The 17,384-nt window shown below is 57.2% G+C and carries 17 protein-coding genes and 1 pseudogene; 8 read left to right on the top strand and 10 right to left on the bottom strand.

Annotation, left to right across the window (positions count from 1 at the left end; genetic code table 11):
* Positions 1-113: 113 nt before the first annotated feature.
* Positions 114-1,298: a nitrate regulatory protein NasR gene (gene nasR / locus BMW97_RS00875; protein WP_045908983.1), complete on the bottom strand. Its 1,185-nt coding sequence runs from the start codon at positions 1,296-1,298 to the stop codon at positions 114-116.
* Between the two features lie 72 nt (positions 1,299-1,370).
* Here nasR and BMW97_RS00870 point away from each other — a divergent pair, with 72 nt between their 5' ends.
* From BMW97_RS00870 to BMW97_RS00860, 3 genes are all read left to right on the top strand, one after another.
* Positions 1,371-1,724, top strand: coding sequence for a DsrE/DsrF/TusD sulfur relay family protein (locus tag BMW97_RS00870; protein WP_045908984.1), 354 nt, complete (start codon positions 1,371-1,373; stop codon positions 1,722-1,724).
* A gap of 106 nt (positions 1,725-1,830) precedes the next feature.
* The gene (locus BMW97_RS00865; RefSeq protein WP_045908985.1) at positions 1,831-3,615 is read left to right on the top strand and encodes a methyl-accepting chemotaxis protein; all 1,785 of its coding nucleotides are present in this window, start codon (positions 1,831-1,833) and stop codon (positions 3,613-3,615) included.
* A 211-nt stretch (positions 3,616-3,826) separates the two neighbouring features.
* The gene (locus BMW97_RS00860; RefSeq protein ID WP_013096243.1) at positions 3,827-4,066 is read left to right on the top strand and encodes a DUF1883 domain-containing protein; all 240 of its coding nucleotides are present in this window, start codon (positions 3,827-3,829) and stop codon (positions 4,064-4,066) included.
* 30 nt (positions 4,067-4,096) lie between these two features.
* On the opposite strand, the gene BMW97_RS00855 is transcribed toward BMW97_RS00860, so the two are convergent.
* Both BMW97_RS00855 and chaB read right to left on the bottom strand, forming a co-directional pair.
* Positions 4,097-4,792 (bottom strand): gamma-glutamylcyclotransferase, encoded by a 696-nt coding sequence (locus BMW97_RS00855; RefSeq protein WP_023618421.1) that lies wholly within the window; start codon positions 4,790-4,792, stop codon positions 4,097-4,099.
* A 177-nt stretch (positions 4,793-4,969) separates the two neighbouring features.
* Positions 4,970-5,200, bottom strand: coding sequence for a putative cation transport regulator ChaB (chaB, locus tag BMW97_RS00850; RefSeq protein WP_045908986.1), 231 nt, complete (start codon positions 5,198-5,200; stop codon positions 4,970-4,972).
* A 270-nt stretch (positions 5,201-5,470) separates the two neighbouring features.
* On the opposite strand from chaB, the gene chaA reads away from it, so the two are divergent.
* Positions 5,471-6,571: a sodium-potassium/proton antiporter ChaA gene (gene chaA / locus BMW97_RS00845; RefSeq protein WP_045908987.1), complete on the top strand. Its 1,101-nt coding sequence runs from the start codon at positions 5,471-5,473 to the stop codon at positions 6,569-6,571.
* Between the two features lie 113 nt (positions 6,572-6,684).
* Here chaA and kdsA read toward each other — a convergent pair whose 3' ends face one another.
* From kdsA to hemA, 6 genes and pseudogenes are all read right to left on the bottom strand, one after another.
* Positions 6,685-7,539, bottom strand: a complete 855-nt coding sequence (gene kdsA / locus BMW97_RS00840; RefSeq protein WP_023312123.1) for a 3-deoxy-8-phosphooctulonate synthase — start codon at positions 7,537-7,539, stop codon at positions 6,685-6,687.
* A gap of 36 nt (positions 7,540-7,575) precedes the next feature.
* Entirely contained in the window at positions 7,576-8,385 is an 810-nt protein-coding gene (sirB1, locus tag BMW97_RS00835; RefSeq protein WP_024907069.1) for an invasion regulator SirB1, read from the bottom strand.
* A 29-nt stretch (positions 8,386-8,414) separates the two neighbouring features.
* Positions 8,415-8,513: pseudogene (locus tag BMW97_RS24225) on the bottom strand (siroheme synthase); the annotation flags it as partial.
* Between the two features lie 5 nt (positions 8,514-8,518).
* Complete coding sequence (gene prmC, locus BMW97_RS00825; protein ID WP_045908988.1) at positions 8,519-9,349, bottom strand: peptide chain release factor N(5)-glutamine methyltransferase; 831 nt, start codon at positions 9,347-9,349, stop codon at positions 8,519-8,521.
* Positions 9,349-10,431: a peptide chain release factor 1 gene (gene prfA, locus BMW97_RS00820; protein ID WP_021240360.1), complete on the bottom strand. Its 1,083-nt coding sequence runs from the start codon at positions 10,429-10,431 to the stop codon at positions 9,349-9,351. Before prfA ends, prmC begins: the two co-directional genes overlap by 1 nt.
* A gap of 41 nt (positions 10,432-10,472) precedes the next feature.
* Entirely contained in the window at positions 10,473-11,729 is a 1,257-nt protein-coding gene (gene hemA, locus BMW97_RS00815) for a glutamyl-tRNA reductase (RefSeq protein ID WP_024907067.1), read from the bottom strand.
* A gap of 201 nt (positions 11,730-11,930) precedes the next feature.
* Between hemA and lolB the strand changes: the two genes are divergently transcribed.
* From lolB to dauA, 4 genes are all read left to right on the top strand, one after another.
* On the top strand, positions 11,931-12,542 hold the full coding sequence (gene lolB / locus BMW97_RS00810; protein WP_008499511.1) for a lipoprotein insertase outer membrane protein LolB: 612 nt from the start codon (positions 11,931-11,933) through the stop codon (positions 12,540-12,542).
* On the top strand, positions 12,539-13,408 hold the full coding sequence (gene ispE / locus BMW97_RS00805; protein WP_045908989.1) for a 4-(cytidine 5'-diphospho)-2-C-methyl-D-erythritol kinase: 870 nt from the start codon (positions 12,539-12,541) through the stop codon (positions 13,406-13,408). The genes lolB and ispE overlap by 4 nt, the downstream gene beginning before the upstream one ends.
* A gap of 125 nt (positions 13,409-13,533) precedes the next feature.
* Positions 13,534-14,481 carry a ribose-phosphate diphosphokinase gene (gene prs, locus BMW97_RS00795; RefSeq protein WP_003856663.1) on the top strand — a complete coding sequence of 316 codons (948 nt, stop codon included), beginning with the start codon at positions 13,534-13,536 and terminating at the stop codon, positions 14,479-14,481.
* 124 nt (positions 14,482-14,605) lie between these two features.
* Positions 14,606-16,285 carry a C4-dicarboxylic acid transporter DauA gene (gene dauA, locus BMW97_RS00790; RefSeq protein WP_045908990.1) on the top strand — a complete coding sequence of 560 codons (1,680 nt, stop codon included), beginning with the start codon at positions 14,606-14,608 and terminating at the stop codon, positions 16,283-16,285.
* Here dauA and BMW97_RS00785 read toward each other — a convergent pair.
* Complete coding sequence (locus BMW97_RS00785) at positions 16,271-17,329, bottom strand: MerR family transcriptional regulator (RefSeq protein ID WP_045908991.1); 1,059 nt, start codon at positions 17,327-17,329, stop codon at positions 16,271-16,273. The two genes, dauA and BMW97_RS00785, sit on opposite strands and share 15 nt — an antisense overlap.
* Between the last annotated feature and the right edge of the window lie 55 nt (positions 17,330-17,384).

Below are 17,384 nucleotides of genomic sequence, written 5' to 3'. Positions count from 1 at the left end.
TGATAATGCAAAGTGAATGCCAGGTTTTAACACACTGTTTCTTGCGGTGCTTACCGTTCTTCCCTCGCCTTTACGCACCGCAAACAGGCATAAAATGCCCACTGACCGTGCAGCTACTCCTTTGGTGTTACCTGCCATACATTCTTCACCATGAGCAGCGCGCGGGCGATATCCACCATCCTTTGGTTCTTGTCCATCGCCATTTTGCGCAGCGCCGTCCAGGCCTGTTCCTCACTCATATTCTGGTGGGTCATCAGCACGCTCTTCGCTTTATCAATGATTTTGCGCTCTTCAAGCGTATCGCGCAGCGACGCAAGCTGACGTGAGAGCTGCTCTATCTCGCGCGCCTGCTGGCGAACCAGGGTAAGCAACGGTTTTTCCGGATAGCGGATCGGCGGATCATCCTGTTCATCGCCGGGGAGCGCGTACTCATCGTCACGGTGAATGCATTCGTCCACCGCGACCATCAGATCGGCGATGATCGTCTCCTCCAGCGTGCGCAGATGCTCAAGGCGCGCGGTTTGCAGAGCAAACCAGGCCAGTGCGGTAAGGCCGTTATCGGCGGCAGGCTGGCGGGTACAGGCCACGCGCCGGAGTTGCTCCGTTTCACGATCGGGCTGACAGTGCATTGAAAAGGTGGTCTGAACGTCAGTGGAGCTGTGTGAGAGAAAGATCTCAAAGCAGGCCTGCTGCCCGTCAATGCGGTCAACCAGCCTCTGACGAGTCACATCATCGAAAAAACCCTGCGTGAAGCCAATCGCCCCCAGCGCCCGCTCCTGTCCTGCCAGCTCTTTTCCCTGCATCAGGCTATAAAGCGCGACAAAACGTCCTGCGATTTGCGGATCGTCAATGCTGTCATTAAGCTGCGGCACGATACTGAGCAGATGGCGAAGCATGCGGGAGTAGTGTTCCATCGCCTGGGGTGCCGTTACAGTCTGCTGAATCACACCGTCACGCAGCGCGGGAAGTGTATCCAGGCTCAGGAGCGCGCCGCCGATGCGTTCACAGACGGCACTTCCTGGGATCGGCGACTGTGTTTCAAGAATGCCGTAAAGGGCAGCGAGGTTTTCATCCACCAGCGCCCGGCTGGCTTTGCATTCGGGGGCGTACAGCTTGCCCTGTGAGCAGAGCCAGACGTTGGACGCCCCGCGCTCGCACTGTAACATGTGCACCAGTTGGCTAATGCCGTGCACAAGCACACCCAGCTGTGCCAGCTTGCTGAACTGCTCCTGGCGCATCATCTTTGCGCGCGTGAGCCATTCGGCAGCGCCTGGCGAAATGCCTGCCATTAATATCATGCTTACTCTCCCGGACAGCGAAACTCCGGGAAATTAAGCAATATTCGTGCCTTTATAAGAACAGGAGTCAACATGCAGAAGATTGTGATCATCGCCAACGGTGCGGCCTACGGCAGCGAATCCCTTTTCAACAGCCTGCGCCTGGCAATCGCGCTACGTGAAAAAGAGAGCGACCTGGCGTTACGCCTCTTTTTAATGTCGGACGCGGTCACCGCCGGGCTGAAGGGACAAAAACCGGCCGAGGGCTATAACATTCAGCAGATGCTGGAGATCCTGACCGCGCAAAACGTGCCGGTGAAACTGTGCAAAACCTGCACCGACGGGCGCGGTATCACCGGGCTGCCGCTGATTGATGGCGTAGAAATTGGTACGCTGGTTGAACTGGCCGAGTGGACGTTGTCCGCTGATAAAGTATTAACTTTTTAATAATAAACCCGTAAAAATATTATTTTCTTATGGACGCGGTTTCAGCATCAAGTTTACCTGCGGGGTTGCCGATAGGCATGGAAACAACACAGCAGGTATTTCACTTATGTTCAGATCGATTCGTGCACGCATCATCGCGGCGACGGCAGGCTGTCTGGTCGTCGCCCTTCTCCTCAATACCGTTATTAACTTCCAGGTCACACGTCAGGATAACCAGCAGTCACAGCGCGATATCCTGACCAGCACCAGCGCAAGCCATAACATGGCGATTGCCGACTGGGTCAAAAGCAAGATGACGGTGATTGCCTCTGCCCAGACCGTTGCGCTGAGTGACGATCCGGTTCCGGTGTTTAAACAGCTTGCGCAGGCGGGTGGATTCACCAACGTTTATGTGGGCTACGCCAGCAAAACGGCGAAATTCTCTGAGCCCGCGGGCGTACCTGCGGATTATGACCCGACCATTCGCCCCTGGTATCAGCAGGTGGTCAGCACGGATGGCCCGGTCGTCACCGCACCTTACGTTGATGCCGGTACCGGTAAACTGGTGGTGACTTTCGCCGTGCCGGTGAAAGAGAATGGCACCCTGAAAGCTGTGGTGGCGGGCGATGTGGCCATGGACAGCGTGGTGGCGAACGTGCGCGGGATCCATCCAACTCCGTCCAGCAGCGGCTTGCTTCTGAACAGTGACGGCAGCGTGATAGCGGCTAACGATCCGGCGCTGACGCTTAAACCGTTTGCTGAGACCATCAAAGGCATCGATTTTGCTGCGCTGAAAAGCGGTAACCTTGTCGACGGTACGCTTAACGACGTCGAAAAAACCTTCGTGGCGACAGCCGTGCCGGGTACAAACTGGCTGCTGGTCGTCGCCCTCGACAACGGTGACGCCACTTCCGGCATGCGTTCCCTGCTTAAGGCATCGGCGATTTCGCTGGTGATCCTGGCGCTGCTGAGCGCGGCCATTGTTCACCTCCTGATCGCCCGTCTGCTGAAGCGCCTGTCTGACATTCGCGACGCGATGCACAACATTGCCAACGGGACTAACGATCTGTCGCAGCGTCTGCCGGACAGCGGCGAAGACGAGGTGGCGCAGATTGCCCAGGCCTTTAACGCCTTCAGCGATAAGCTGTCGGTGGTGATGGTGCAGCTCCGTGATGCCAGTGAGTCGGTGAAAAACGCCGCCCAGGAGATTGCGGCGGGTAACCAGGATCTCTCCGGACGTACCGAGCAGGCGGCGTCCAGCCTGCGCGAGACGGCCAGCGCCGTGGAGCAGATCACCGCCTCCGTGACCCAGTCGAACGAGTCAGCGGCAGAAGCGAATGACCAGGCGAGTAAGGCCTCTGCGGCCGCTGCGCGCGGCGGCGAAGTGGTATCCCAGGCGATCAGCACCATGCAGTCCATCGAAGTCGCGTCGGCTAAAATTGGCGACATCACCAGCGTGATTGACGGTATCGCGTTCCAGACCAACATTCTGGCGCTGAACGCCTCCGTCGAGGCGGCCCGTGCCGGGGAGCAGGGTCGCGGGTTTGCCGTGGTGGCAGGCGAAGTGCGTAACCTGGCGAGCCGTAGCGCCCAGGCGGCGAAAGAGATCAAATCGCTGATCGATTCCACCACCGACAGCGTGGCCACCGGCTCCCGCTACGTGCATCTGGCCGGGGAAAGCATGGACGAGATCCGCTCCAGCATCGGCAGCGTCTCCGGCATCATGCGCGAAATCTCCATCGCCACCAGCGAGCAGATGAAAGGCATTCACGAGATCAACCACGCGGTGACCCATCTCGACCGCATGGTCCAGCAGAACGCCGAACTGGTGGTGCAATCCGCCGCCGCTGCGGGTGCCCTGCAGAGCCAGGCGGGCGACCTTGCTGAAACCGCCGGCCATTTCCGCATTTAATTTTCTCGCGGCGCGCGTTTAGCGGGTAAAACGCGCGCCAGCGGAAATTTTGAGGAATTTTGTCATTTTTGTTTAATCGTTATGCCATTTTTTGATCAAAATCAGCATCCCACCCCCTCCCCTTTGGTGTTATTCCATGAGTGAATTGTGAACAACATCACGCTCGGATATGGCAGCAGGGAGAGCGTTGTTTAAGACTACGGGGTAAAAAATGGCACTGGTAAAAACAAGTTTGAAGCTGTTTGGCGGGGATACGGTTGTGGTGCGTTGCTCAGAGCGCTGTCGTATTCATCTCATGAGTGCGAAAGCACAAAAACAATCCCAGGCGGATATTCTGACCGTGCAGGACGATAAGGCCTGGCTTACCGTGCCATATACCGGCACGTGGGATGTGCTGATCGACAGCCACAGCCAGTCGCTGGAGCATTCCGTCAGTTACGTAGCAGCATAACGTCAAACGCCCGGCAAGCCGGGCGTATTTTCAGGCAAAACCCGGTCGCAGCGTGCCGTTGAGCGGGTTTCCTTCCAGCAGCGCCTTCACCTTCGCCACCAGCTCATTCAGACAATCGTCCTGCATGCCGAGGCGGGTCAACTCCTGATCGAGGGAGAAGAGATACTGCGCGTTGGTACCCAGCGGTCCGCTGGCGGCAGCAATCAACGGGGCGATGACCTGCGTGCGGGTGTCCGCTTCATACAGCGGATGGCGCGGGTCCATGATAAACACCAGCGCATTGACGGTGCGTCCGTCGTCCAGCTCCAGCTTACACCAGCTCGGCATATAGCAGCCGGTGATCATCTCACGCTTCCAGAGCAGCGTAAGCTCCTCTTCCAGCGTTGCATCCGGGAGGCGATACGCCACGCCCGTGGTGCGCCCGCCCTCTTTCAGTGCAAGCATACGTCCGGGCTGGCACGCGCTGCCGCGTCCGGCCGTCAGACGCAGGCAAAATGCGCGGTGCCAGCCAGGCAGCGTTCCCGTTGCCGATTCGACAAATTCCAGCGCCGGGTTCCACATCAGGGAGCCGTAGCCAAAAATCCATACCGGGCCATCATCCGGGCGGCAGGCAAGCGTAGCAGCAAGTGACGCCGCACGTTGTTCAGCTGACCAGAGAAGCGATTCCTCAATAGCACCAAATGCCGTCTTACAATCTGCCTTCATTAAGAAATCACGCGTTAACACTTTCCACCTCCGCCACTGCATGCTTCCTTGCGACATCTGTAATTCGCCTTCCCGGCATTATGTGCTGGTCATTTTGCCAGCAGTTAAATAACGATAAGCAATTAGCGGACCAGTTGCAATACAACGGCAGTTCAACCGCCTGAAAAGTCAAAATGAAGGCAGCGAATTATTTCACGGCTATTTCTTTTTGTGCCATTTATCGTCGTCTCCTTTTTCATATTCATGTTTTACGGCGGCCCAGGCGACTTTGTGTGCCGTCTCTTCACGACTGGCATCATCCCGGCGATCCTCCTTATCTTTGTACTGATCCCAGGCACTGTTAAACGCCTCTTTGTAGATATCCTGCGCGTGAGCGGGCAGCACGTTTTGCACGTTATCGGGTAATTCGCGTTTCGTTTTATATGGCATCACTCACCTCTCTTTTGCTTAAAGAGATAAGTGTGGACGACGATATGCCAGCGTGCCACCCGGTCTTAATTTATGGATTAACATTATATCTAATTAATTGTTATTTAATAAATATTTTGTGAAAACAGTCAATTACAGGAGTCAGATATTAAATTTATGACAAAGGGTAAAATTAAGTAAAAAGTTAAGGGTATTTAACAGAGATCTGTTAATTTAATGCCCTCAAAAATCTATCTATAATTACAAGCACCTGCATTGATGGAGAAGCACATGACAGCAACACACGAGGCGGTAAAGACCCGCCACAAGGAGACGTCTCTCATTTTCCCGGTTCTGGCACTGGCTGTGCTGCTCTTCTGGGGAAGCAGTCAGTCACTGCCAGTGGTGGTTGGTATCAATATTCTTGCCCTGGTCGGTATTTTAACCAGCGCCTTTAGCGTCGTTCGCCATGCGGACGTACTGGCCCACCGTCTGGGCGAGCCCTACGGATCGTTAATTCTCAGCCTTTCCGTCGTTATTCTCGAAGTCAGCCTGATTTCCGCGCTCATGGCGACCGGCGATGCCGCACCGACGCTGATGCGCGACACCCTTTACTCGATCATCATGATTGTGACGGGCGGCCTGGTGGGCTTCTCTCTGCTGCTGGGCGGGCGTAAATTTGCGACCCAGTATATGAACCTGTTCGGCATTAAACAGTATCTGATTGCCCTCTTCCCGCTGGCGATTATCGTGCTGGTCTTCCCGATGGCGCTGCCGGGTGCAAACTTCTCCACCGGTCAGGCGCTGCTGGTCGCGCTGATTTCCGCAGCCATGTACGGCGTGTTCCTGTTGATTCAGACCAAAACGCACCAGAGCCTGTTTGTGTATGAGCATGAAGACGACAGCGACGACGATGACCCGCACCACGGTAAGCCGTCGGCCCACAGCAGCGCGTGGCATACGGTTTGGCTGATCGTGCATCTGATTGCGGTGATTGCCGTCACCAAGATGAACGCCAACCCGCTGGAAACATTGTTAACCGAGCTGAACGCGCCGGTAGCCTTTACCGGCTTCCTGGTGGCACTGCTGATCCTGTCTCCTGAAGGGCTGGGCGCGCTGAAAGCCGTCTTAAACAATCAGGTACAGCGCGCAATGAACCTGTTCTTCGGCTCCGTGCTGGCGACCATTTCACTCACCGTGCCGGTGGTGACGCTGATTGCCTTTATGACCGGTAACGAGCTGCAGTTTGCGCTGGGCGCGCCGGAGATGATTGTGATGGTAGCCTCGTTGCTGCTGTGCCAGATTTCGTTCTCAACCGGGCGCACCAACGTGCTTAACGGGGCAGCGCATATGGCGCTGTTTGCGGCTTACTTGATGACAATTTTTGCGTAGTCTGTTTGCCCGGCGGCGCTTCGCTTGCAGGGCCTACGGGTTTTGTAGGCCGGGTAAGCAAAGCGCCACCCGGCAATATGCCCCATAAAAAACCCGCCGAAGCGGGTTTTTTATTATTTGCTGGTATCCAGCTCGTCGAAGCTCTTCACCAGATCGTCAATCGCTTTGATCTGTTTCAGGAACGGCTCCAGCTTATCCAGCGGCAGCGCGGATGGGCCGTCGCATTTTGCGTTATCCGGATCCGGGTGCGCTTCAATGAACAGACCTGCCAGACCGGTTGCCATACCGGCACGCGCCAGTTCGGTCACCTGAGCACGACGTCCACCGGACGCGGCGCCAAACGGGTCGCGGCACTGCAGCGCGTGGGTCACGTCGAAAATCACCGGAGACTGGCCGGAGACATTTTTCATCACGCTGAAGCCCAGCATGTCCACCACCAGGTTGTCGTAACCGAAGTTAGCGCCACGGTCGCACAGGATCACCTGATCGTTACCACCTTCGATAAACTTATCGACGATGTTGCCCATCTGACCCGGGCTCACGAACTGTGGTTTTTTCACGTTGATCACGGCACCGGTTTTCGCCATCGCGGCAACCAGGTCGGTCTGGCGAGCCAGGAATGCCGGGAGCTGAATCACGTCAACCACGTCTGCCACCGGCTGCGCCTGAGAGGCTTCATGCACGTCGGTGATCACTTTCACGCCAAAGGTCTGCTTCAGCTCCTGGAAAATCTTCATCCCCTCTTCCAGGCCCGGGCCACGGTAAGAGTTGATGGAGGAGCGGTTGGCTTTGTCAAAAGAGGCTTTAAACACGTACGGGATGCCCAGCTTCTGGGTCACGGTCACGTAGTGCTCGCAGATACGCATGGCGAGGTCGCGGGATTCCAGCACGTTCATGCCGCCAAACAGCACGAAAGGCAGGTCGTTTGCTACCTTGATATCACCAATGCTAACCACTTTTTGTTTCATAGGATCGCCTTATTCAGGTGTGAATCGGAATTAAGATTAATGCAGTGTAATTTGCTTGTGCGAGATCGCGTTGATCTGCGCACGAATCATTTCGCTAATGGGGTCTTCCGGACACTGCTCAACGAAATAGCTCAGATCGTTTAGCGCCACGTGTTCGCAGTCGAGCTGGGCATAGATCAGCCCGCGGTCGCGAATTTCGTACGGGTCTTCCGGATTAAACTGCAGCAGCACTTCGCTGGCGCGCAGGGCCAACTCCATCTGACGCTCTTCCATTAACGCTGACTTCAGCGTATCGAGCAGCTTGCGGATCACTTCTGCGTTATCCGCCTCGTCGAGATCTTCGTTGAAGAGCTCAGCCACCGGGCTGATGTTGCCTTTCAGCCACACGTCCAGCGTATGTTCATCCAGCGTGTCGCCGTTGAAGGGATTAATGAGCCACATCTCGCCGTCCAGCCACTCCGCACGCAGGATCATCTGCGTCGGGAAAATAACCGGCACCAGCGGAATATCCAGGCGATGCGCGACCCACAGCAAAATAGAGCCCAGCGCAACGGCGCTGCCCTGACGATTTTTTAAGACCTGGTCCAGCCATAATGCGTCAGACAGGCGATACACACCCCGCGTGTCGCAGAAACCCCATTCGCCGTAGAAAAGCTCAAGCAGCTTCTCTAATTGCCAGTCTTGCGGGCGCGCCTGATTAATCTCTTCACGCGCCAGGCTGACCAGATTCTCCAGCTCATCGTAGACAAACTGCGACGTAAAATCGTCGCGAATCATCTCAGAAATCAGGATCATGCCATCGCAAAGCGGCACTTTATTAAATTCGAAATCGGCTAAGGATCTCATGACTTACCCCAGTAACGACCGAGCGCACAGCGACGCCCGGACGAGATAAAACTCAAAACGATGTAGATGATAACGCCAAACCGCCTTTCAGTCAGCCTTACGCCTTTATCAGTAAATGTCAGATAGCCTGCACTCATAGCCACTGCCCCAGCGTCAGGCGTTCGTTGCCGCCGTAGTCGCGGCAGGTTTTGACGTCGGCGTAACCCGCCTGGGTAAACAATGCCCGCACGCTTTCTCCCTGCGTCCAGCCATGCTCCACAAGAAGCCAGCCGCCGGAAAGTAAATGTTGTCGTGACATTGTCACAATGTGATCGAGGTCGGCTAAACCTTCCCTGGCGGCGACCAGCGCCGTCAGGGGTTCGAAGCGCACATCCCCCTGCGCAAGGTGCGGATCATGCTCGTCAATATAGGGTGGGTTACTGACAATGATGCCGAACGTCTGGTTCTCCAGCGCGCTAAACCAGCTGCTTTGCAGCACCGTTACGTTGGTCAGGCCAAGACGTTCCACGTTGCGCTGCGCCAGCGCCACCGCGTCGGGCATCACATCCACTGCCGTCACCGCGCAGTCGGGTCTTTCACTGGCGAGCGCCAGCGCGATGGCCCCGGTGCCTGTGCCGAGATCGAGAATGCGGCAGGCCGCCGTCGGTAAACGCGCCAGCGCCTGTTCGACCAGACACTCGGTGTCGGGACGCGGGATCAGCGTCGCCGCCGAGACGTAAAGCGGTAACGACCAGAACTCGCGCTCACCGACAAGGTGCGCCACCGGCTCGCCGTGCTTACGGCGGGCAAGCAGCGTGGCGAGCCGTGCTTCCTGCTCAGCGGTCAGTTCGGTTTCACCGAAGGCCAGCAGGTACGTGCGGGCTTTGCCCGTCACATGCTCAAGTAAAATTTCGGCATCGCGTTTCGGGCTTTCGCTTTCGGAAAGCTCACCGGCAGCCTCACGTAACCAGCGCTGAAAATCCATTATTCCTGCTCGGACAGTGCCGCCAGCTGGTCGGCCTGGTATTCCTGCACGATAGGCTCAATCAGCATGTCCAGCTTCCCTTCCATCACCTCGTCCAGACGGTACAGCGTCAGGTTGATGCGGTGGTCGGTTACACGGCCCTGCGGGAAGTTGTAGGTGCGGTTACGGTCGCTGCGATCGCCGCTCCCCAACAGGTTACGACGCGTAGACGCTTCCGCCTGCTGGCGTTTCGCCATTTCGGCCGCGTGGATACGCGCACCCAGCACGGACAGCGCTTTGGCTTTGTTTTTATGCTGGGAACGTTCGTCCTGACACTCCACCACGATACCGGTTGGCAGGTGGGTAATACGGATGGCGGAGTCGGTGGTGTTAACGTGCTGACCACCCGCCCCGGAGGAGCGGAAGGTATCAATACGCAGGTCCGCCGGGTTGATGTCCGGCAGCTCCGCTTCCGGCAGCTCCGGCATCACCGCCACCGTACAGGCGGAGGTGTGGATACGGCCCTGAGATTCGGTGGCCGGAACGCGCTGCACGCGGTGACCGCCGGATTCAAACTTGAGACGACCATATACGCCGTCGCCGCTGATCTTGGCGATAACCTCTTTGTAGCCACCATGTTCGCCTTCGTTAGCGCTCATGATCTCCACGCGCCAGCGACGCGACTCGGCATAGCGGCTGTACATGCGGAACAGATCCCCGGCAAACAGTGCCGCTTCGTCACCGCCGGTCCCGGCGCGGACTTCCACGAACGCGTTACGCTCGTCGTCCGGATCTTTTGGCAGCAGAAGCACCTGAAGCTGCTGCTCCATCTCCTCAGAACGCGCTTTCGCATCCTGCAACTCTTCCTGCGCCATCTCGCGCATTTCAGGATCGTCGAGCATCATCTGCGCGGTTTCGATATCTTCCTGAACCTGTCGCCAGTCGGTAAAGCATTTAGAAACATCACTTAACTGCGCGTATTCACGTGAGAGCGCGCGAAAACGCTCCTGGTCCGCAATGGTCCCGGCATCGCCGAGCAGCGCCTGGACTTCTTCATGGCGCTCGTGCAGAGCTTCCAGTTTAGCGACGATAGAAGGCTTCATAGGCGTAAGTGCACCTTGTCTTAGAAAATGGGTATAGGGCGCTATTCCAGCCCGAGGCTGTTGCGCAGAATAGTCAGGCGTTCATCATCCCCGTCACGGGCAGCCTGCTGAAGAGATTTGGTTGGCGCATGAATCAGGCGGTTGGTCAGTTTCCACGCCAGATCCTGCATAATTGCATGTGCGTCGCCGCCCTGCTCCAGGGCCGCTAACGCTTTGGCTGTCAGGTCGTCACGCACCTGCTCCGCCTGTCCGCGATACTCGCGGATGGTCTCGCTGACGCTTTGCGCGCGCAGCCAGGCCATAAACTCACTGGTTTCCTGCTCAACAATGGTTTCCGCCTGCACCGCCGCCGCTTTACGCTGGGCGAGGTTGTGCGAAATGATGCTTTGCAGGTCATCCACGCTGTAGAGATAGGCGTTAGGCAGTTTGCCCACTTCCGGCTCAACATCGCGAGGGACGGCGATATCCACCAGCAGCATCGGCTGATTACGACGGGACTTCAGCGCACGCTCCACCATCCCTTTGCCGATAATTGGCAGCGGACTGGCAGTCGAGCTGATAATAATGTCCGCCTCTTTCAGACGTTCATCGATGTCGCTCAGGGCAACCACCTCTGCGCCCACTTCATCCGCCAGCACCTGCGCGCGTTCGCGGGTGCGGTTAGCGATAATCATCTTTTTCACTTTATGCTCGCGCAGATGGCGCGCCACAAGCTCGATGGTTTCGCCCGCGCCCACCAGCATCACGGTGACGGTGGAGAGGGATTCAAAGATTTGGCGTGCAAGGGTGCAGGCCGCGAAAGCAACAGAAACCGCACTGGCACCAATGTCGGTTTCGGTTCGCACACGCTTCGCCACGGAGAATGACTTCTGGAACATGCGCTCCAGCTCACTGGCCTTCAGATGCCCTTTTTGCGAATCCGCAAAGGCTTTTTTCACCTGACCCAGAATTTGCGGTTCGCCGAGCACCAGCGAATCCAGCCCGCTGGCCACGCGCATCAGATGGCTGACGGCATCGTTGTCCTGATGCCAGTACAGGCTGTTGCGCAGCTCGTCTTCATTGAGATTGTGGTAGTCGCATAACCAGCGGATCAGCGCTTCGTGCAGGTTATCCTGCTCTTCCACGCTTAAATAGAGCTCGGTACGGTTGCACGTCGAGAGCACCACGCCACCCTGCACCATAGGCTGTGCAAGCAGGCTGTCCAGCGCCAGGTCGAGCGTATCTGGCGAAAACGTTACGCGTTCTCGCAGCGAAACCGGGGCTGTTTTGTGGTTGATACCGAGTGCTAATAGGGTCATGTTGAGCGGGAGTAGTACCAGCGTTAATAAGGTTAGCAGAACGCATCATACAGGATGCGCGAGATCAATAAAAGAGACAGCCCCCTTTCGGAGTAATAGGTTACACAACGCTTTGAGATAATTTGAACGTAGACGGTAGCCCCCTTCGACGCTAGCATTAACAGTTATAACTGCAACGTATCTCAAGGATTTGTCCTCATTATGACCCGACTGATTCGCCTGCTGCCCCTGGCGGCACTGGTTCTGACCGCGTGTACCGTCACCCAACCAAAAGGCCCGGGCAAAAGCCCTGATTCACCCCAGTGGCGTCAGCACCAGCAGGACGTCCGTAATTTGAGCCAGTACCAGACCCGCGGCGCCTTCGCCTATCTCTCTGATGAGCAAAAAGTGTATGCACGCTTCTTCTGGCAACAAACGGGTCAGGACAACTATCGCCTGCTGCTGCTGAACCCGCTGGGCAGCACCGAGCTGGAGCTTATCGCGAAACCGGGCGAAGCGCAGATCACCGATAACAAAGGCCAGCACTACACCGCAACCGATGCCGAAGAGATGATTGGCAAGCTGACCGGAATGCCTATCCCGCTCAACAGCCTGCGCCAGTGGATCCTCGGCCTGCCGGGCGATGCCACCGACTACACCCTGGACGATCAATATCGTCTGAGCCAGGTGAACTACACTCAGAACGGCAAGACCTGGAAAGTGGTGTACAGCGACTATGACAGCAAGAGTAAACCGTCGCTGCCATCGAATATGGAACTGACCCAGGGCAGCCAGCGCATCAAGCTGAAAATGGACAACTGGATCGTTAAATGATGACCCACTGGCCCTCTCCGGCAAAACTGAATCTGTTTTTATACATTACCGGCCAGCGCGCTGACGGCTATCACACCCTGCAGACGCTGTTTCAGTTTATTGACTATGGCGACACCCTCTCCATTGAACTGCGTCAGGACGGGCAGATTTGCCTCCTGACGCCGGTCGACGGCGTGGCGCATGAGGACAACCTGATTGTGCGCGCCGCGCGTCTGCTGATGAACGCCGCAGCGGAATCGGGTCGTCTGCCTGCGGGAAGCGGTGCGGATATTCGTATTGAGAAACGTCTGCCGATGGGCGGCGGTCTGGGCGGCGGCTCATCTAACGCCGCCACGGTGCTGGTTGCCCTGAACCACCTCTGGGGATGCGGGCTGTCGCAGGACGAACTTGCCGCCCTGGGCTTGACGCTGGGCGCGGATGTTCCGGTGTTTGTTCGCGGTCATGCGGCCTTTGCCGAGGGCGTGGGGGAAATCCTCTCCCCGGTCAACCCGCCGGAAAAATGGTATCTTGTTGCTCACCCCGGCGTGTGCATTCCGACCCCGGTCATCTTTAAAGATCCTGACCTGAAAAGAAATACCCCGATTCGGTCAATAGAAACGTTATTAAATTGTGAATTCAGCAACGATTGCGAGGATATCGCAAGAAAACGTTTTCGCGAGGTTGATGCGGTGCTTTCCTGGCTGTTAGAATACGCGCCGTCGCGCCTGACTGGTACAGGGGCCTGTGTCTTTGCTGAATTTGACACCGAATCCGCCGCTCGTCAGGTGCTTGAGCAAGCGCCGGTTTGGCTGCATGGTTTTGTAGCGCGTGGGATGAACATTTCCCCCCTACAGCAGGCCATTCTGGCGCAGACTGAGTTTCGGTGACAACGTCACCCTGTTCCAGACGTTGCATCGCGCTCTTTAATACACCGCCTGGATAGCCTTTGCCTGGCCCGCACAGTTTACGGCGAACGCTATCCACCACTGGACGCATGCCTGAGGTTCTTCTCGTGCCTGATATGAAGCTTTTTGCTGGTAACGCCACCCCGGAACTAGCACAACGTATTGCCAACCGCCTGTACACTTCCCTCGGCGACGCCGCCGTAGGTCGCTTTAGCGACGGCGAAGTCAGCGTACAAATTAACGAAAATGTACGCGGTGGTGATATTTTCATCATCCAGTCCACCTGTGCTCCAACGAACGACAACCTGATGGAACTGGTTGTTATGGTCGACGCCCTGCGTCGCGCTTCCGCAGGCCGTATCACTGCTGTAATCCCTTACTTCGGCTATGCCCGCCAGGACCGTCGCGTCCGTTCCGCGCGTGTGCCAATTACCGCGAAAGTTGTCGCTGACTTCCTGTCCAGCGTTGGCGTTGACCGCGTACTGACCGTTGACCTGCACGCAGAGCAGATCCAGGGCTTCTTCGACGTCCCGGTTGATAACGTATTCGGCAGCCCAATCCTGCTGGAAGACATGCTGCAGCTGAACCTGGATAACCCAATCGTGGTTTCTCCGGACATCGGCGGCGTGGTACGTGCCCGTGCTATCGCTAAGCTGCTGAACGATACCGACATGGCGATTATCGACAAACGTCGTCCGCGCGCTAACGTTTCTCAGGTGATGCACATCATCGGTGACGTGGCTGGCCGCGACTGCGTGCTGGTTGACGACATGATCGATACCGGCGGTACGCTGTGTAAAGCGGCTGAAGCGCTGAAAGAGCGTGGTGCCAAGCGCGTATTCGCTTACGCGACCCACCCGATCTTCTCTGGCAATGCCGTAAACAACCTGCGCAACTCCGTAATTGACGAAGTTGTGGTATGCGATACCATCCCACTGAGCGACGAGATCAAGGCACTGCCAAACGTGCGTACCCTGACCCTGTCCGGGATGCTGGCCGAAGCGATTCGTCGTATCAGCAACGAAGAATCCATCTCTGCAATGTTCGAACACTGATCGAGCACGGCCAAAAAACCCGCTGCGGCGGGTTTTTTTGTCTCTGGGTTTTATTTGTATGATTAATGCCTCCTTCACCTGCCATTCATATGACAGATGATGCGCATACGGATGATAGATAATTGTGAAAAACGTAGCCTCCTCACATGTTCTGCCCTTTCGCGCCCTCATCGACGCCTGCTGGAAAGAGAAGTACACCTCCTCACGCTTTGTGCGTGACCTGATTGCCGGGATCACCGTCGGCATTATTGCCATCCCGCTGGCGATGGCGCTGGCGATTGGCAGCGGCGTTGCGCCGCAGTACGGCCTGTACACCTCAGCCGTGGCCGGGATCGTCATCGCTCTGACCGGCGGCTCGCGCTTCAGCGTCTCCGGCCCGACTGCCGCCTTTGTGGTGATCCTCTACCCGGTTTCACAGCAGTTTGGTCTGGCAGGCCTGCTGGTCGCCACCCTGATGTCCGGGGTCTTTTTGATTCTGTTTGGTCTGGCCCGTTTTGGGCGGCTGATTGAGTACATCCCCCTTTCCGTGACGCTGGGGTTCACCTCGGGGATTGGGATCACCATCGGAACCATGCAGATCAAGGATTTCCTCGGCCTGCAAATGGCTCACGTCCCTGAACACTATCTGCAAAAAGTGGGCGCGCTGTTTATGGCGCTGCCGACTGCGAACCTCGGCGACGCCGCCATCGGGATAGTGACGCTGGGCACGCTGATCGTCTGGCCTCGTCTGGGCATTCGACTGCCGGGCCATCTGCCCGCGTTGCTGCTGGGCTGCGCGGTGATGGCTATCGTCAATATGTTCGGTGGTCATGTCGCGACTATCGGCTCACAGTTCCACTATGTTCTGGCGGACGGGTCACAGGGCAGCGGCATTCCGCAACTGTTGCCGCAGCTGGTGCTGCCGTGGGATATGCCCGGCTCCAGCTTTACCTTAAGCTGGGATTCCCTGCGCGCCCTGCTTCCCGCCGCGTTCTCGATGGCGATGCTGGGGGCGATTGAATCCCTGCTCTGCGCCGTCGTTCTGGACGGGATGACCGGCACCAAGCACAAAGCTAACAGCGAACTGGTCGGTCAGGGATTGGGGAACCTCGTCGCGCCGTTCTTTGGCGGTATTACCGCAACGGCAGCCATCGCCCGTTCCGCGGCCAACGTGCGCGCGGGGGCAACGTCACCCGTTTCGGCAGTTATCCATTCCGTACTGGTGATCCTCGCCCTGCTGATCCTCGCCCCGCTGCTCTCCTGGCTACCGCTTTCCGCCATGGCCGCTCTGCTGCTGATGGTGGCCTGGAACATGAGTGAGGCGCACAAGGTGGTGAACCTGCTGCGTCGCGCGCCGAAAGACGACATCATCGTGATGCTGATCTGCATGTCGCTGACCGTGCTGTTCGATATGGTCATCGCCATCAGCGTCGGGATCGTGCTGGCGTCCCTGCTGTTTATGCGCCGTATCGCGCAGATGACGCGCCTCTCCCCGGTCAACGTAGAGGTGCCTGACGATGCGCTGGTTCTGCGCGTGATTGGCCCGCTGTTCTTTGCCGCGGCGGAAGGTTTGTTCAGCGATCTGGAGTCCCGCATTGCGGGCAAACGGGTTGTGGTATTGAAATGGGATGCCGTACCGGTGCTGGACGCTGGCGGCCTGGATGCCTTCCAGCGCTTTGTTGCGCGTCTGCCGGAAGGCTGTGAACTGCGGGTGAGTAACCTCGAATTCCAGCCCCTGCGCACCATGGCGCGCGCGGGCGTGCAGCCGATCCCTGGCCGCCTTGCCTTTTATCCTAACCGTGAAGCCGCGTTAGCGGATCTGTGAGCCGCCTGATGCAGAGGAACGTCTCTGCATCAGCACCCCAATCGCCTGCTGAAGCCACCCAAGCACGGCAGGCGTCATCCATGTTCCCTTCATCAGATGCGGCTCCTGCTGCATGGCCGTGCGAAACTTTTGCTGGGTCTCCGGGCTGGTGCCTGCATATGACTGGAATAACGCCAGCCAGTTTTCAGCCAGCTTTTGCGCCTCCTCCGAGGCAGGATCGATATTCTCCCGCTGCGCCTGATGCAGTTTTGCCACCAGCGGCGGCCACTCCATCATGCGGTCAAAGTAGTGCTTCCGGGTAAAGGCCATCTCCTCGGCGCAAAGATATTTTTCCCAGATAATCAGCTTCGACTCGGCGAACGCTCGCGTAATGTAATCGGTCATTTCCGGCGTGATGCCGGTCTGCACCTGCATCTGTGGCTCCACGCTGTGCATCTCGTTCAGCCGGGTGAGAAACTCCGGCTTGCCCGCCGTGTCCTGCTCCAGGCGTTCCATCCAGCGCGTCGCCAGGGCCATCGCCCGCGGGTCCGTGACGGGTATGTGCTGTTTCAACAGCGTGTTTGCCTCCGCAACCAGCCCTGACCAGATGGCCGCCAGCGCATCCTTCTGCACCGCAAACGGCAGCTGCTGTAACTCTTCTTTGCTAAACCAGCGATCGTACATATTCATTAACTCCAGAGTCTGTAGCCAGGATTCCAGATCCGGCGTCGCATCGTTGAGCAGCCCGGTGCGCAGTTCGACCAGTCGGTCGCGCAGCGTACGTATGCTGCGCAGCTGTTTATCCAGCAGCGTGATTTGCGCATCGAGTAACTCGGTTAACGACAGCGACTCCTGTTCCAGGAAATCCCTGATTTCAGCAAGTTCCAGCCCCGCCTTTGCCAGCGCCTGGATCATATGCAGACGCTGAACATCCGCCAGGTTGTAGAGCCGGTAACCTGCTGCGCTTCTGGCAGAAGGCAGCAACAACCCTGTTTGCTCATAGTGATGCAATGTGCGTACGGTGATCCCGGCCCGTTTCGCCAGCTCACCCACCTGAATCAACATAACTGCTCCTTTTACTTTGCCAGTGCCGCTACTCTGGAGCCTTACGTTACGTGAG

This window comes from Enterobacter sp. NFIX58 (assembly GCF_900110475.1).
GTDB classification, from domain to species: Bacteria; Pseudomonadota; Gammaproteobacteria; order Enterobacterales; family Enterobacteriaceae; genus Enterobacter; species Enterobacter quasiroggenkampii.
Note: the sequence above shows the minus strand (reverse complement) of the source record. Positions and strands in the feature narration are given on the sequence as shown.

Excerpts from the sequence above, each read along its gene's own strand:
- chaA (WP_045908987.1), top strand. The coding sequence starts at position 5,471 with ATGACAGCAACACACGAGGCGGTAAAGACCCGCCACAAGGAGACGTCT.
- prmC (WP_045908988.1), bottom strand. The coding sequence starts at position 9,349 with ATGGATTTTCAGCGCTGGTTACGTGAGGCTGCCGGTGAGCTTTCCGAA.
- lolB (WP_008499511.1), top strand. The coding sequence starts at position 11,931 with ATGACCCGACTGATTCGCCTGCTGCCCCTGGCGGCACTGGTTCTGACC.
- ispE (WP_045908989.1), top strand. The coding sequence starts at position 12,539 with ATGATGACCCACTGGCCCTCTCCGGCAAAACTGAATCTGTTTTTATAC.
- hemA (WP_024907067.1), bottom strand. The coding sequence starts at position 11,729 with ATGACCCTATTAGCACTCGGTATCAACCACAAAACAGCCCCGGTTTCG.
- prfA (WP_021240360.1), bottom strand. The coding sequence starts at position 10,431 with ATGAAGCCTTCTATCGTCGCTAAACTGGAAGCTCTGCACGAGCGCCAT.
- BMW97_RS00785 (WP_045908991.1), bottom strand. The coding sequence starts at position 17,329 with ATGTTGATTCAGGTGGGTGAGCTGGCGAAACGGGCCGGGATCACCGTA.
- BMW97_RS00870 (WP_045908984.1), top strand. The coding sequence starts at position 1,371 with ATGCAGAAGATTGTGATCATCGCCAACGGTGCGGCCTACGGCAGCGAA.
- BMW97_RS00865 (WP_045908985.1), top strand. The coding sequence starts at position 1,831 with ATGTTCAGATCGATTCGTGCACGCATCATCGCGGCGACGGCAGGCTGT.
- BMW97_RS00860 (WP_013096243.1), top strand. The coding sequence starts at position 3,827 with ATGGCACTGGTAAAAACAAGTTTGAAGCTGTTTGGCGGGGATACGGTT.
- sirB1 (WP_024907069.1), bottom strand. The coding sequence starts at position 8,385 with ATGAGATCCTTAGCCGATTTCGAATTTAATAAAGTGCCGCTTTGCGAT.
- kdsA (WP_023312123.1), bottom strand. The coding sequence starts at position 7,539 with ATGAAACAAAAAGTGGTTAGCATTGGTGATATCAAGGTAGCAAACGAC.
- nasR (WP_045908983.1), bottom strand. The coding sequence starts at position 1,298 with ATGATATTAATGGCAGGCATTTCGCCAGGCGCTGCCGAATGGCTCACG.
- chaB (WP_045908986.1), bottom strand. The coding sequence starts at position 5,200 with ATGCCATATAAAACGAAACGCGAATTACCCGATAACGTGCAAAACGTG.